Below are 14,023 nucleotides of genomic sequence, written 5' to 3'. Positions count from 1 at the left end.
GGGTGGCACTGGGGTGGGGGACCGGCCGGGGCGTCGCGGCCGGAGCCGGTGCTTCCTCGGGTGTCGGCTCGGGGGTTACGTCCTCAGCTGCTGCTTCCTCAGGCGCGGCAGCCTCGGGGGCCGCCTGCTCGGGTGTAGTTGTTTCCTCGTCGCCTGACGTTTCGTCGGTACGGGGTGTTTCGTCGGATTGCTGACTGTGTGTCACCGCTAGAAGTCTTTCGCTCGTTGGTTTGCCCGCTACCTCGCGGCAATTAGTTCAGGGCTACTGAGTCTATCGTCACAGCACCTACCGGCGGACCGTTCCCTGTCTTTCCTCCGGCGAGCTTGATGCCTGCAGTGCCGTACATCCCCAGGGGTTACTTTACGCACAAGGGTTCGACAGCGGAATCTCGCAGCCACCGGGCGCGGATGTCCACACCCGTGGGACCGCGCCGTTTCGCGTGGGTTCGCCGCAACCCCTAAAATGAGTGCCGCACCAGTCACCCGAAAGCGATGTACCGCAAGGAGCTCAGCCGCATGGCACGTAAGGCCTCACTGTCCGGTTTTCCCGAATGGCTGCCGGAGGAGCGCCTGGTCGAACTCCATGTGCTGGACACGCTGCGCAAAACTTTCGAGCTGCATGGCTTCTCCAACATTGAAACCCGTGCCGTGGAGACCGTTTCCCACCTGCTCCGCAAGGGCGAGATCGACAAGGAGGTGTACGCCGTCTCCCGTCTCCAGGCCGACGACGACTCCTCCAAGACATCCAGCGCCGACGACGGCCTCGCCCTGCACTACGACCTGACCGTGCCCTTCGCGCGCTACGTCGTCGAGAATTCAGGCCACCTGGCCTTCCCCTTCCGCCGCTACCAGATCCAGAAGTGCTGGCGCGGCGAGCGTCCCCAGGACGGGCGGTTCCGTGAGTTCACCCAGGCCGACATCGACGTCGTCGGCGACGGCGTCCTTCCGTTCCGGTACGACGTTGAGTTGGCCCTCGTGGTGGTCGACGCCCTTTCGGCGCTGCCGATTCCCGACTTCACCGTGCGTGTGAACAACCGGAAGCTGGCCGAAGGCTTCTACCGGGGCATCGGCCTCGAAGACACCGCCGGTGTACTGCGCAGCATCGACAAGCTGGAGAAGATCGGCGCGGAAAAGGTCACCGCCCTGCTGCAGACCGAACTCGGCGCCACCGACGATCAGGCGGCTCTCGCGCTTCGTCTCGCCTCGATCAGGACCGGCGATGTCTCCTTCGTCGACCAGGTGCGCGAGCTCGGCGTCACCCACCCGCTGCTTGAGGAGGGACTGAACGAGCTGGAGCAGGTCATCGCTGAGGCGTCGAAGCGGGCGCCAGGCCGGGTGGTTGCCGACCTGAGCATCGCCCGCGGTCTGGACTACTACACCGGCACCGTCTACGAAACTGTCCTCAATGGACATGAGTCCCTGGGGTCCATCTGCTCAGGCGGCCGCTACGACAGCCTGGCAGCCAAGGGCAACAGGACCTTCCCCGGGGTGGGTCTCTCGATCGGCGTCACCCGGCTGGTGTCGCGGATCCTCAGCCAGGATTTCACTGCTGTGTCCCGACAGGTTCCCACCGCTGTCCTGATCTCGTTGACTGACGATAGCTCGTGGTCTGCCGCTCAAGACATTGCCGCCTCCCTGCGGGGCCGCGGCATCTCGGCCGAGGTGGCAGCCTCAGCCGATAAGTTCGGCAAGCAGATCAAGTTCGCTGACCGGCGCGGGATCCCGTTCGTCTGGTTCACCGCAGCGGACGGCACCCACGAGGTCAAGGACATCCGCACCGGCGCCCAGGAACCCGCGGACCCGGACACCTGGTCACCGCCAGCGGCTGACCTGGTGCCGACCGTGCTTCGCGCTGACGGCTAGGCGGCAGGCCCGGGTCCTCCCGCGCAGTGACTAGGCTCGCCGTCGTCGTATCCCGAGGACGACGGCGCGGCCCAGGACTCCGGCCGCCAGCACGGCGACCATCGTGACGACCGAGGTCACTGGCAGGGTGAGCGCCAACAGCACGCACCCACAGAAACCCACCGCGTTCAGCGCCCGCGGGGAATGCCACGGCCGCTCGGTGAGGGTGAACGCCGACAGGTTAGCGATCGCGTAGTAGATCAGCACCCCGAAGCTGGAGAAGCCCACCACCGTCAGCACGTCGGTGGTCAGGAGCAGGACGATGACGACGACGGCGGTCGCCACGTCAGCGGCATAGGGGACGCCGAAGCGCTCCCAGATTCCGGCCAGCGCCCGGGGGAGGTCCCCCTCGCGCGCCATGGCCAGCGTGGTCCTGCCGACTCCTGCGATGAGAGCTAGCAGGGCCCCCAGGCTGGCGAGGGCAGCAGCTACCGTGACCGCCGTCGTCGGGATCCCCGAGGTGGAGGCGGCGAAGACCTCCCGAAGGGGTGCAGCGGAGGTGGCGAGCGTCGTCGGGCCGAGTGCGCGGAGCAGGCCGATAGACAGCAGCAGGTACAGCACCAGGGTGAACCCAAGCGACCCGAAGATCGCGGCCGGGATGTTGCGGCGCGGATCGCGGACCTCCTCGCCCATGGTGGCGATCCGCGCGTACCCGGCGAAGGCGAAAAACAGCAACCCGGCGGCCTGCAGGACGCCGAGCCAGGTGGTGGGCAACCCGACGGCGTCGGGCGGTGGGGGTGCGGCGAAGGCTGCGACCACCACGAAGGCCAGTACCGGGACCACCAGGGACACGATGATCCGGGTCATCAGCGCGGTGCGGGTAACCCCGAGCAGGTTCACGACTGTCAGGCCCACCACCGCCGCAACCGCAGCAGCGGTCTCGAATCCGGGCGCCGCGTAGAGCCCAAACGTCAGGGCCATCGCCGCGCAGGAGGCGATCTTGCCCGTCACGAAACTCCAGCCGGCGACAAACCCTGGCCATGGGCCGAGCTGGCGGCGCCCGTAGACGTAGGTTCCACCGCTGTGCGGGTGGACCGCGGCGAGCTGCGCCGACGCTGCGGCATTGCAGTAGGCGACGAAACCGGCGATCGCGACCGCCACCGGCAGCCAGGTGCCCGCCGACGCGGCCGCAGGCGCGAACACCACAAACACGCCGGCGCCGATCATCGAACCGATACCCACGGTGGTGGCGTCGAAGCCGCCCAGCTGCCGCCGAAGCCCTGGTGGGTTACTCATGGCCATGTGGTTCCCCTGCCGTGGCGGGTGGGTCCCGGTATCACCGGTAAACTCGAACGAGACGATCTTTTCATACGCGGGTAGCGCTTTTCTGCCCCGTGCCCCCACCCGGAAGGAATGCTGTGCTGCGCACACATGACCTCGGTTCACTGCGGACCGAGCACATTGGACACACCGTCACCCTGGCAGGCTGGGTAGCCCGCCGCCGAGATCACGGCGGTGTCGCATTCCTCGACCTGCGCGACGCCTCAGGTTTCGCCCAGGTGGTGGTCCGTGAGGAGGAAGTGTTCCACGGGCTGCGCAACGAGTACGTCCTGCAGATCACCGGCTCCGTCGAGAAGCGGCCCGAGGGCAACGAGAACCCCGCACTGGCCACCGGCGGCATTGAAGTGATCGCCGAGACAGTGACCATCCTCAACACCTCCGACCCGCTGCCGTTCCAGATCGATGAGCACGTGGAGGTCGGCGAGGAAGCCCGCCTCAAGCACCGCTACCTCGACCTGCGCCGGCCCGCGCCGAACGCCAACCTCCGCCTCCGCTCCGAGGCGAACCGGGTGGCCCGCGAACTGATGCACCAGGACGGGTACGTCGAAATCGAGACCCCCACCCTGACCCGGTCCACCCCCGAGGGTGCCCGCGACTTCGTGGTCCCGGCCCGCCTGTCACCCGGGTCCTGGTACGCCCTGCCCCAGTCCCCGCAGCTGTTCAAGCAGCTGCTCCAGGTGGGCGGCTTTGAAAAGTACTACCAGATTGCCCGCTGCTACCGCGATGAGGACTTCCGCGCGGACCGCCAGCCTGAGTTCACCCAGCTCGACATCGAAGCCAGCTTCGTGGAGCAGGACGACATCATTGCCCTGGGCGAAAACCTGGTGAAGGCACTCTGGCAGCTGATCGACGTCGAGATCCCCACCCCCATCCAGCGGATGACCTACGCCGACGCGATGGCACGGTTCGGTTCCGACAAACCCGACCTGCGGTTCGGGCTTGAGCTGACCGAGCTCACCGAGTTCTTCAAGGACACTGAGTTCGGTGTCTTCAAGGCACCCTACGTCGGCGCCGTCGTCATGCCCGGCGGTGCTTCCCAGCCGCGCCGCCAGCTCGACGCGTGGCAGGAATGGGCCAAGCAGCGCGGTGCCAAGGGTCTCGCGTATGTCCTGGTCGACGACGACGGCAGCCTCCGCGGTCCCGTCGCGAAAAACCTCACCGACGCCGAGCGCGAGGGCCTGCCCTCCGCCGTCGGCGCCAACCCGGGCGACTGCATCTTCTTCGCGGCCGGGGAGAAGACCCCGTCCCGGGCACTGCTCGGTGCAGCGCGCGTGGAGATCGGCCACCGTACCGGCCTGATCGACCCGAACGCGTGGGCTTTCGTCTGGGTGGTTGACGCACCCATGTTCGAACCGGCGTCGGCAGCTGTCGCGGCGGGCGACGTCGCCGTCGGCGGGGGAGCCTGGACGGCCGTGCACCACGCCTTCACGTCCCCGAAGCCCGAGTACATGGACACCTTCGACAAGGATCCCGAGACCGCTCTGGCCTACGCCTACGACATTGTCTGCAACGGCAACGAAATCGGCGGCGGCTCGATCCGTATCCACCAGCGTGACGTTCAGGAACGAGTCTTCTCCGTGATGGGTATCAGCCAGGAGGACGCGCAGGAGAAGTTCGGCTTCCTGCTCGAGGGATTCAAATACGGCGCGCCCCCTCACGGCGGCATCGCGTTCGGCTGGGACCGCGTCGTTGCACTGATGGCCGGCACCGAGTCAATCCGCGACGTCATCGCGTTCCCGAAGTCCGGTGGCGGGTTCGATCCGCTGACCGCGGCGCCGGCCCCGATCACCGCGCAGCAGCGCAAGGAAGCCGGAGTGGACTTCAAGCCGGAAAAGAAGAACTAGCTTTGCAAACTCACTGAGGGTCTGTTTCCCTCAAACCCCCCGCCGAGGAGTTAGACCTGGCGGGCCCAGCGCTCCTGGGTCCACCCGATCCCACTCCTCGGCGGGTGTGTTTAAGGAGCTTTCGGGGCCCTCGATTACGCCGGAAAAACTTGGAGAAACTTTCTCGAGATCCTCTTTTGTGACCCTTATTTTGGGGGTGGCGGGTGATGGACTTGAGATATGAAAAGCCCCAACGCTTCTTCTACTGGGACGGGATTTCTTCCCGGATTCGGGTCTGATCCGGCCGCGGATGGCGTGGCCGGGGATGCTTCTGCGGGGGCGCCGGGTGAAGCTGGTCCTGGCTCGGCCAGGTATGGGGCTGATGGGCCGTTGGGTGGCGAGGCGTTCTGGGTGGCTCCCGTGGGTAATACGGGCCTTTCCACTGGTGGTCCCGGTGCGGGTGCTGGCGGATCGTCTGGGCGGGAGCGGTCCAGTGAGGGGCCGCCGGCGTTGACGGGATGGCTGGGGTTGACCCCGGTGGGGGAGTTGGATCATTCCGAAGCCGTTGATGCGTTGAAGGATCTGGCCGAGTTGCGGTCGTGGGCGGATGCCCAAGAGGTCAAGGTTGTCACCCGGATTGCGGATTTGACGGCCGAGTCGGCGGGTCCGGCGGGGCGGTTGGGGTATGCCCGGATGGTGACGGAGTCCGAGATTGGTGCTGCGTTGCGTGTTCCGGAGCGGTCTGCGGGGTCACTGATTGAGCACAGTGAGTTGTTGACCCGGCATTACCGGTTGGCGTTGGCCGCGTTGGAGGGCGGGAAGCTCTCGAAGCGGCATGCGTGGGCGGTGGTGGAGGAGGCCACCGGCATCCCTGACCTGGTGCCCGCGGTGACGGCGGCGTTCGAGCAGCGTCTGGTGGGGATGGCGGGCAAGACGACGGTGACCCGGTTCTGTTATCAGGCGCGGCGGTTGCGGGAGCGATTGCATCCGGAGTCGATCAGTGTCCGGCATGCGAAGGCGGTGCAGGGGAGGCTGGTGCAGTTGACCCCGCAGCGGGATGGGATGGCCTGGCTGGAAGCCTACCTACCCGTGGATCAGGCTGCCGGGATCTTCCACCGCGTCGACACCGCAGCCCGTGCGTTGCAAGGCCCCGACGAACCACGGACGCTCACCCAGCTACGAGCCGACGTCCTCGCCGACGTCCTCACCAGCGCCGGTGCCACCGGGCACATCGCTGACGGCGACAGTAACCCCACGGAACCTAACGGCAGCAGCGCCTCGTACTGGGGTGTGCAGGCGAAGGTGTTCGTCACCGTCCCGGTGATGACCCTCCTCGGAGGGGACGCTCCGGGAGAGTTGGAAGGGTACGGGCCGATTGACCCCGAGACCGCCCGGAGACTCGCCGGGCACGCGCCATCATTCACAAGGATTCTCACTCACCCGTTCACCGGGGCGAGGCTTGGGGCCGACGCCACCACGTATCGGGTTCCGAAGGACCTGCAGGACGCGGTCAGGGTGCGGGATCGGACGTGCAGGCATCCGGGGTGTAACCGGTTGGCGGTGTTCTGCGAACTCGACCACACGAAACCCTGGTCACAGGGCGGGAAAACCGGCTACGGCAATTTGGCGGCCCTGTGTAAACGGCATCACAAGCTCAAATCCGAAGGCTACTGGCACTACCGACAACCCGAACCCGGACTGATCATCGCCATCTCACCGGCCGGCGAAACCTACCTCACCCGACCGGACCCACCACCGGCGCCTCTCCCTGAAACCCCACCACCTTTCTAAAGAATCAAGTACCTTCCATCACCGAAGCGGGCGCGCACGTCAACGCAGCGCGCTCGTCAACGCCATTGGAGTGAACCGGCGCGAACCCCGGTGACACGAACCCGAATGCACGAACCGGCGTGAACCCGAACGGCGGGATTGGCGAACCGGGACGGATTGTGCGCGTTATGGAATGTGACGGGAATGGACACACGCTTAATCCGGTTATGAAATACTGATACACACAAACATGCTCCGGGGTCGGTGTAATTCCGAACCGGCGGTTATAGTCCGCGACCCGTCCGCTGTCAGTGCTACCGCGCTGGCGTGGCCGGTTGAGCCGGTGAAATTCCGGCACCGACAGTTAAAGTCTGGATGGGAGAAGCATGTGCAGCCTCGGCTGTGCTGGTTTGCTGGCGCCTTATTGCGCCGTCACCGGCACTGGCCGTTCCTGTCGTACCCCGGAGCATACCGCTCGAGACAAGGGGACGACATGGATTTTCTGAGGTGGTTGTTCGACGCTCAGATCCCTGTTGCCGGTAGCTCGCTGTTGCTCCGCGAGGTGATCGGCAACGTCTTCGGGCTGCTCAGCGCACTCGGCGGGATGCGCAGGAAACTGTGGGCCTGGCCCGTCGGCATCGTCGGAAACCTGCTCCTCCTCACCGTCTTCCTCGGTTCCTTTTTTGGCGGGGCCGACGCCGCCAACCTCCTGGGACAGGCCGGCCGCCAGATCATGTTCATCGCCGTCGCCGTCTACGGCTGGCGACAGTGGCGGGCCAGCGCCCAGCCCGACGGCCACGCCATCACGCCGCGGTGGGCTCCCACCCGCGCACGGATCGGCCTGGTCGCTGGCATGTTCCTCGGCACCGTCGCGATCACACCCCTTTTCCGGATGCTCGGCTCCTACGAACCGGTGTGGGCAGACGCCTGGACGTTCGTCGGATCGCTCCTCGCCACCATCGGCATGGCCAAGGGGTGGGTCGAGTTCTGGCTCATCTGGGTGGCCGTCGACGTCGTCGGGGTGCCCCTGCTGTTCAGCGCCGGCTACTACGCCACCGCCTTCATGTACCTGTTCTACGGGATCTTCACCCTGATCGGTTTCTTCGTCTGGATGCGCGCCCGGGAGACCAAACCCCGCGTCGACGTCCTGCTACCAGACCCCACACTCCGGTGACCGCCATGACCCACATCGACCCGGCCGCGGCACCGGACGCCGAAACGACAGCGATGCAGCGTGCACTCGACCTCGCGGGCCGCGGTGTCCGCGGCGCCAACCCCCTGGTGGGGTCGGTCATCCTTGACGAACAGCAGCGGGTTATTGGAACCGGTTACCATCAGGGCGCCGGCACACCGCACGCGGAAATCGCAGCCCTTGCCGACGCCCGGACACAGCGCGCTGACCTGACCGGGTGCACCCTCGTCTGCACGCTCGAACCCTGCAGCCATGCGGGCCGGACCGGACCCTGCACCCAGGCCATCGTGGCCGCGGGTATCGCCCGCGTGGTCTTCGCCGCCCACGACGACCACGGACCCGCCTCCGGTGGCGGGAGCTGGCTCCGCACCCACGGCGTCGATACTGTGGGCGGGCTGCTCGCCGATGAGGCACAGCTCCTGAACCATCGCTGGCGTGCTGCCACCAGTTCACGCCGGCCATTCATTACGCTCAAGACCGCCCAGACCCTCGACGGCCGCGTCGCAGCCACCGACGGCACCAGCCAGTGGATCACCGGCCCCGAGTCACGCAGCGACGGGCACGCGATCCGACGCCGTGCCGACGCTGTGCTCGTCGGCACCGGCACCGTGCTTGCCGATGACCCCCGGCTGTCGGCACGGCACGCCGACGGCACAAACGCCGTGCGGCAGCCCCTGCGGGTGGCGATGGGCCTGCGCGCCGTCCCCGACGACGCCGCGATCCGCGCCGGAAACTTCGTCCAGCTCGCTACCCGCGATCCGTGGGAAGTGGTGAAGCGACTGTACGACGACGGCGTCGGCCACCTGATGATTGAGGGCGGCCCCACCATCGCCACCGCCTTCCTCGCCGCGGGACTGGTAGACGAACTGTTTATCTACCAGGCGCCCCTGCTCCTCGGAACCGGCACCCCGGCCATCCAGGGCCTCGGGATCGGGTCCCTGCAGGACGCCAGCAGGTGGGAGCTCGATCCCCATGGCGGAGCGGCGATCAGCCAGTGCGGCAGCGACGTCCGTCTCCACCTCAGTCCGGTCCCGGCCGACGACGGGCCCAGCACGCCGGCACCACCGAAGTCTTCTCACCGAACGATCACCAGCAGCAAAGGAACCAGCACATGTTCACAGGAATAGTCGCCGAAAAGGGCAGTGTTGTCTCACTTGAGGTCGCGGCAGACCAGACAAGCGCCGTCCTCGTGTTCGACGCGCCCACCACTGGACAGGATCTGGGCTTCGGCGGGTCTATTGCCGTCAACGGCGTCTGCCTCACCGCGACCAGCGTCGACGAGGGCAGGATCGTGGTCGACGTGATGGGGGAGACCCTGCTCCGGACCACCACCGGTCTGCTCGCTCCCGGCAGCGCAGTGAACCTGGAACGATGCGTCCCGGCGACCGGACGGCTGGACGGACACGTTGTCCAGGGCCACGTCGACGGCATCGGAACCCTGCTGGAGCGTGAGAACCAGGGCGCCTGGCACCGGCTGCGGTTCGGCCTTCCCACCCGGCTGGCCCGGTACGCGGCAGAGAAGGGGTCAGTCACCGTCGACGGCGTTTCCCTCACCATCAGCGCCGTCAGTGCAGCCTCCGCCCCTGACCCATGGTTCGAGGTGGGACTGATTCCGACCACCCTGCGGGAGACGAACCTCGGTGTGAAACAGCCGGGCGACTCGGTGAACCTGGAAATGGATGTGCTGGCCAAGTACGCGGAGCGGCTGATGAGCTTCATGCTGCCCGCCTGGCAGTCGCCGAACACCCAGTCTCTGCCCATTCAGAAACCCGCGGTCAGCAAGCCCACGGTCCCGCCAGCGATCGTCGAGCCCCTGTCATGACCACCCACGACACCGAACCTGCGGCCCAGCCCATCCGGCTCGACACCGTCCCCGCTGCGGTGGCGGCGATGGCCGCTGGCCGGGCCGTCGTCGTCGTCGACGACGAGCGCCGCGAAAACGAGGGCGACATCATCTTCGCCGCCCAGTTCGCCACCGAACGGCTGGTTGGCTGGACTGTCCGCTACACCTCGGGCGTCCTCTGCGTCCCCATCTCCGGAGAGGTGGCTGACCGGTTGCTGCTGCCGCCGATGACCGCCGTCAACGAGGACGCCAAGGGCACCGCGTACACGGTGTCCTGCGACGCGGCGGTGGGGGTCTCCACCGGCATCAGCGCCGCCGACAGGGCCCGAACTGCTCGCCTGCTCGCCGATCCGACGACGACGGCGGCCGACCTCACGCGGCCGGGGCATCTGTTCCCGTTGCGCGGGGCACCCGGCGGGGTCAGTGAACGCCCCGGACACACCGAGGCGGGCCTGCAACTGTGTGCCCTCGCCGGTCTGGAACCCGCGGCGGTCATCGCCGAGGTGGTCCACGACGAAGGTCACATGATGCGACTGCCCGCACTGCGTGACTTCGCCGATGTGCACGGCCTGCCCCTGATCTCCATCAAGGACCTGCTCAGCTACACAGCCGCCGGGCAGGCTGAACACACCGCACCCACTACACCCGCTGCAGAAAAGGACCTGCGATGACCACTTCCGATGTGACGACCTCCAACCTGACCGGCTCCAACGTGCCCCCCTCCAACGTCACAGGCGGGCCGGTGGTAACCCTCCCGACCGCCTTCGGACCCTTCACCACCCAGGCCTGGACGGACGAGGTAACTGGGGTGGAGCATCTCAGCCTCTCCGCGGTCGGGAACGGCCAGGCGGCAGAGAACGGGCCGGCGAGCGGGAACGGCCAGGCGAACCAGAACGGCCAGGCGAGCGGGAACGGCCAGGCGAACCAGAACGGCCAGGTGAGCGGGAACGGCCAGGCGAACCATAACGGCCAGGTGAGCGGGAACGGCCAGGCGGCAGAGAACGGCACCGCACCCCTGGTCCGGCTGCATTCCGAGTGCCTGACCGGTGACGTCTTTTCCTCCTTCCGCTGCGACTGCGGCGAGCAGCTGGAGCAGGCCCTGCAGCTCATCACCGAGCAGGGCGGCACCGTGCTGTACCTGCGCGGTCAGGAAGGCAGGGGCATCGGCCTCGCCAACAAGATCCGCGCCTACGCGCTGCAGGACACCGGCGCAGACACCATCGAAGCCAACGAGCAGCTCGGACTCCCCGTGGACTCGCGGGATTACCAGGCGGCAGCAGCGATCCTTCACCAGCTCGGTTTGCAGTCGATACGGCTGCTCAGCAACAACCCGGAGAAGCGGGACAAGCTCCAGCTCCACGGCATCGAGGTCACCGCCATGGTGCCCTCCGAAGTGCCGGCGCGGGCCGAGAACCAGCGGTACCTCCAAACGAAGCGCGACCGGCTCAACCACCGGCTGACCCTCCTCGAAGACCACGGGCTCCAGCAAAGCTGACCCGGCGGTCACGAGCAATCAACCATTACTGACAACGCATCACCGACTAATTACTGCAGGAAAGAGACACACCATGAGCGGCCACGGCGCACCCACCCTGAACCTCAGCCACCTGTCCGGGGCGAGCCATCTGCGGCTCGCCGTCGTCGCCGCCAGTTGGCACACCGAGATCATGGACGGGCTGCTCGACGGCGCCCTCCGCGCCGCGAAAGATGCAGGCATCGAACCCACAGTGGTCAGGGTTCCAGGGAGTTTTGAACTACCCGTCGCCGCCGCCCGGCTGGCACCGCACTTCGACGCGGTGGTGGCCCTCGGCGTCGTCATCCGCGGCGGCACCCCGCACTTCGACTACGTGTGCCAGGCGGCCACCTCCGGCCTGACCGACGTCAGTGTCCGTACCGGCATCCCGGTGGGGTTCGGCGTCCTGACCTGCGACACGGAACAGCAGGGCCTGGACCGTGCGGGTCTGCCCGGGTCCAGCGAGGACAAGGGCTACGAGTCGGTGGCTGCCGCGCTGACCACCGCCGCCGTCCTGGACAGCTGGCAGGGATAGAGCTTTGTCACACCCAACCCACCGAATGAGGCTCAATGCCGCCAACCCAGTAACGTTGGCAGTGTGAAAAGCTTCGAATCCCTCTTCGCTGAACTCAGCGCCAAAGCCATCGACCGCCCGGACGGGTCGCGGACCATCGCCGAACTCGACTCCGGCGTCCACGGCATCGGCAAGAAGGTGGTCGAGGAGGCCGCCGAGGTGTGGATGGCCGCCGAGTACGAATCCGATGAGGCAGCCGCCGAGGAAATCTCCCAGCTGCTCTATCACCTGCAGGTCCTGATGATCGCCAAGGGTCTGACGCTGAACGACGTGTACAAGCATCTCTAGGCACCATTCCGCCAGGATCCAGGTGCCCCAGCAGCAGACCTCCCTTCGAACCTTCAGCGAAAGAAAACCTCCATGCTTCGTGTAGCAGTCCCCAACAAGGGCGCCCTGTCCGAATCAGCCTCCGCCATGCTCGCCGAGGCCGGCTACCGCCAGCGCCGCGACACCCGCGAACTGGTCCTCGAAGACCCCGACAACGGGGTCGAGTTCTTCTTCCTCCGCCCCCGCGACATCGCCGTGTACGTGGGCGCCGGAACCCTCGACGTCGGCATCACCGGCCGCGACCTGTTCCTTGACGCCGACGTCGACGCCGAGGAGCGCCTGACCCTCGGGTTTGGCGCCTCGACCTTCCGGTTCGCCGGACCGGTAGGACACTTCAGCAACGTCGCCCAGCTCGACGGCAAGCGGTTGGCCACCAGCTATGACGGGCTGCTGCGCCGTTTCCTCGCCGACCACGGAGTGGACGCCACAGTGGTGCGCCTCGACGGTGCGGTGGAATCCTCGGTGCGTCTCGGCGTCGCCGACGCGATCGCCGACGTCGTCGAGACCGGCAACACGCTCAAGGCCGCCGGAATGGAAATCTTCGGCGACCCGATCCTGCGCAGCGAGGCCGTCCTGATCGGCCGCAGCGGAGACACGCCGGCCGGCCTCGATGTGCTGATCCGTCGGCTGCAGGGAGTCCTCGTGGCACGCCAGTACGTGCTGATGGACTACGACATCCGCAAGGACCTCGTCGACGCCGCAGCCGCGCTGACCCCCGGCCTGGAATCCCCGACGGTCTCGCCGCTCCGCGACTCCGACTGGGTGGCCGTCCGCTCGATGGTGCTGCGCACCCACACGAACCGGATCATGGACGAGCTGTACGAGCTCGGCGCCCGCGCCATCCTCGTCAGCACCATCCACGCCTGCAGGGTCTAGGACGGCAGCCATGGGTGTAGCCATTCGCGTCATCCCGTGCCTCGATGTCGACGCCGGCCGCGTGGTGAAGGGCGTCAACTTCGCCGACCTGCGCGACGCCGGTGACCCGGTGGAGCTCGCGCACCGGTACGACCGGGCCGGCGCCGACGAACTGACCTTCCTCGACGTGACCGCGTCCTCCGGCAACCGGGACACCACGTTCGACGTCGTCGCGCGCACCGCCGAGGAGGTCTTCATCCCGTTGACCGTCGGCGGGGGAGTGCGCGGGATCGCCGACGTCGACAAGCTGCTGCGCTTCGGCGCGGACAAGGCCTCGATCAACACGGCAGCTGTCAGCCGGCCCGACGTGATCGACGAAATCACCAGCCACTTCGGATCACAGGTGCTGGTGCTGTCCCTCGATGCCCGGCGCGTGCCGGGCGGCGGGACGCCGTCGGGCTATGAAGTCACGACGCATGGCGGCCGGCAGGGCACCGGGATCGACGCAGTGCAGTGGGCCCGCGAGGCGGCCGACCGTGGGGTGGGCGAGATCCTGCTCAACTCGATCGATGCCGACGGCACCAAGGCCGGGTTCGACCTGGAGATGATCCGCGCGGTGCGGGCGGCAGTGAAGGTTCCACTGATCGCCTCCGGCGGGGCCGGCTTGCCGGAGCACTTCCCGCCTGCCGTCCAGGCCGGTGCCGATGCGGTGCTGGCGGCGTCGGTGTTCCACTTCGGGCCGCTGGACGCCATCGCCCAGGTCAAGAAAGCCATCAGCGACGCGGGCTTCCCCGTCCGATAGCTGGGATTTGTTGCTTGGGTGGGCAAGTCAGCCCTCCCACCTCAACGGGCGGGTCGGCGGGCTTCCCGACGCTGCCATCTTCTGTGCAGCTGTGGCGGGTTCCCCCTGCCGTTCGTGCAGCTGTGGCGGGTAAGACCCCGC

The 14,023-nt window shown here is 67.1% G+C and carries 13 protein-coding genes, 1 pseudogene and 1 riboswitch; of the genes and pseudogenes, 12 read left to right on the top strand and 2 right to left on the bottom strand.

Features of this window, described 5'->3' with window-relative positions; all coding sequences use genetic code 11:
* Positions 1-205: pseudogene (locus HMI57_RS15200) on the bottom strand (DUF349 domain-containing protein); the annotation flags it as partial.
* Between the two features lie 311 nt (positions 206-516).
* Between HMI57_RS15200 and hisS the strand changes: the two are divergent.
* The gene (gene hisS / locus HMI57_RS15195; protein ID WP_171586847.1) at positions 517-1,863 is read left to right on the top strand and encodes a histidine--tRNA ligase; all 1,347 of its coding nucleotides are present in this window, start codon (positions 517-519) and stop codon (positions 1,861-1,863) included.
* Positions 1,864-1,893: 30 nt separating this feature from the next.
* On the opposite strand, the gene HMI57_RS15190 is transcribed toward hisS, so the two are convergent.
* Positions 1,894-3,138, bottom strand: a complete 1,245-nt coding sequence (locus HMI57_RS15190; RefSeq protein WP_228721145.1) for an APC family permease — start codon at positions 3,136-3,138, stop codon at positions 1,894-1,896.
* A 122-nt stretch (positions 3,139-3,260) separates the two neighbouring features.
* Here HMI57_RS15190 and aspS point away from each other — a divergent pair, with 122 nt between their 5' ends.
* The 11 genes from aspS (at position 3,261) to hisF (ending at position 13,882) form a co-directional block, all read left to right on the top strand.
* Positions 3,261-5,027, top strand: a complete 1,767-nt coding sequence (aspS, locus tag HMI57_RS15185; protein WP_171586845.1) for an aspartate--tRNA ligase — start codon at positions 3,261-3,263, stop codon at positions 5,025-5,027.
* 219 nt (positions 5,028-5,246) lie between these two features.
* Positions 5,247-6,797 carry an HNH endonuclease signature motif containing protein gene (locus HMI57_RS15180; protein WP_171586844.1) on the top strand — a complete coding sequence of 517 codons (1,551 nt, stop codon included), beginning with the start codon at positions 5,247-5,249 and terminating at the stop codon, positions 6,795-6,797.
* 225 nt (positions 6,798-7,022) lie between these two features.
* A riboswitch (FMN riboswitch) is annotated at positions 7,023-7,168 on the top strand.
* A 101-nt stretch (positions 7,169-7,269) separates the two neighbouring features.
* Positions 7,270-7,950: a nicotinamide riboside transporter PnuC gene (gene pnuC, locus HMI57_RS15175; RefSeq protein ID WP_171586843.1), complete on the top strand. Its 681-nt coding sequence runs from the start codon at positions 7,270-7,272 to the stop codon at positions 7,948-7,950.
* 5 nt (positions 7,951-7,955) lie between these two features.
* Complete coding sequence (gene ribD, locus HMI57_RS15170; RefSeq protein WP_171586842.1) at positions 7,956-9,095, top strand: bifunctional diaminohydroxyphosphoribosylaminopyrimidine deaminase/5-amino-6-(5-phosphoribosylamino)uracil reductase RibD; 1,140 nt, start codon at positions 7,956-7,958, stop codon at positions 9,093-9,095.
* Positions 9,080-9,790 carry a riboflavin synthase gene (locus HMI57_RS15165; RefSeq protein WP_171586841.1) on the top strand — a complete coding sequence of 237 codons (711 nt, stop codon included), beginning with the start codon at positions 9,080-9,082 and terminating at the stop codon, positions 9,788-9,790. Before ribD ends, HMI57_RS15165 begins: the two co-directional genes overlap by 16 nt.
* Positions 9,787-10,482 (top strand): 3,4-dihydroxy-2-butanone-4-phosphate synthase, encoded by a 696-nt coding sequence (gene ribB / locus HMI57_RS15160; RefSeq protein ID WP_171586840.1) that lies wholly within the window; start codon positions 9,787-9,789, stop codon positions 10,480-10,482. The genes HMI57_RS15165 and ribB overlap by 4 nt, the downstream gene beginning before the upstream one ends.
* Positions 10,479-11,306, top strand: coding sequence for a GTP cyclohydrolase II (gene ribA, locus HMI57_RS15155; RefSeq protein WP_171586839.1), 828 nt, complete (start codon positions 10,479-10,481; stop codon positions 11,304-11,306). Before ribB ends, ribA begins: the two co-directional genes overlap by 4 nt.
* A gap of 73 nt (positions 11,307-11,379) precedes the next feature.
* On the top strand, positions 11,380-11,859 hold the full coding sequence (ribH, locus tag HMI57_RS15150) for a 6,7-dimethyl-8-ribityllumazine synthase (protein ID WP_171586838.1): 480 nt from the start codon (positions 11,380-11,382) through the stop codon (positions 11,857-11,859).
* 63 nt (positions 11,860-11,922) lie between these two features.
* A complete protein-coding gene (locus HMI57_RS15145) occupies positions 11,923-12,186 on the top strand; it encodes a phosphoribosyl-ATP diphosphatase (protein WP_171586837.1) in 264 nt (87 codons plus the stop codon).
* Between the two features lie 72 nt (positions 12,187-12,258).
* Positions 12,259-13,101 (top strand): ATP phosphoribosyltransferase, encoded by an 843-nt coding sequence (gene hisG, locus HMI57_RS15140; protein ID WP_171586836.1) that lies wholly within the window; start codon positions 12,259-12,261, stop codon positions 13,099-13,101.
* 10 nt (positions 13,102-13,111) lie between these two features.
* Positions 13,112-13,882 carry an imidazole glycerol phosphate synthase subunit HisF gene (gene hisF / locus HMI57_RS15135; protein WP_171586835.1) on the top strand — a complete coding sequence of 257 codons (771 nt, stop codon included), beginning with the start codon at positions 13,112-13,114 and terminating at the stop codon, positions 13,880-13,882.
* Positions 13,883-14,023 lie beyond the last annotated feature (141 nt).

Origin of the sequence: Arthrobacter sp. 260 (genome assembly GCF_013116745.1) — a bacterium.
Lineage (GTDB): Bacteria > Actinomycetota > Actinomycetes > Actinomycetales > Micrococcaceae > Arthrobacter_D.
This window is presented reverse-complemented; position numbering and strand designations above follow the sequence as displayed.

What these genes read in the sequence shown, in the direction of transcription:
- hisS (WP_171586847.1), top strand. Translation starts at nt 517, where the DNA reads ATGGCACGTAAGGCCTCACTGTCCGGTTTTCCCGAATGGCTGCCGGAG.
- HMI57_RS15190 (WP_228721145.1), bottom strand. Translation starts at nt 3,138, where the DNA reads ATGAGTAACCCACCAGGGCTTCGGCGGCAGCTGGGCGGCTTCGACGCC.
- HMI57_RS15180 (WP_171586844.1), top strand. Translation starts at nt 5,247, where the DNA reads ATGAAAAGCCCCAACGCTTCTTCTACTGGGACGGGATTTCTTCCCGGA.
- pnuC (WP_171586843.1), top strand. Translation starts at nt 7,270, where the DNA reads ATGGATTTTCTGAGGTGGTTGTTCGACGCTCAGATCCCTGTTGCCGGT.
- ribD (WP_171586842.1), top strand. Translation starts at nt 7,956, where the DNA reads ATGACCCACATCGACCCGGCCGCGGCACCGGACGCCGAAACGACAGCG.
- HMI57_RS15165 (WP_171586841.1), top strand. Translation starts at nt 9,080, where the DNA reads ATGTTCACAGGAATAGTCGCCGAAAAGGGCAGTGTTGTCTCACTTGAG.
- ribB (WP_171586840.1), top strand. Translation starts at nt 9,787, where the DNA reads ATGACCACCCACGACACCGAACCTGCGGCCCAGCCCATCCGGCTCGAC.
- ribA (WP_171586839.1), top strand. Translation starts at nt 10,479, where the DNA reads ATGACCACTTCCGATGTGACGACCTCCAACCTGACCGGCTCCAACGTG.
- ribH (WP_171586838.1), top strand. Translation starts at nt 11,380, where the DNA reads ATGAGCGGCCACGGCGCACCCACCCTGAACCTCAGCCACCTGTCCGGG.
- hisG (WP_171586836.1), top strand. Translation starts at nt 12,259, where the DNA reads ATGCTTCGTGTAGCAGTCCCCAACAAGGGCGCCCTGTCCGAATCAGCC.
- hisF (WP_171586835.1), top strand. Translation starts at nt 13,112, where the DNA reads ATGGGTGTAGCCATTCGCGTCATCCCGTGCCTCGATGTCGACGCCGGC.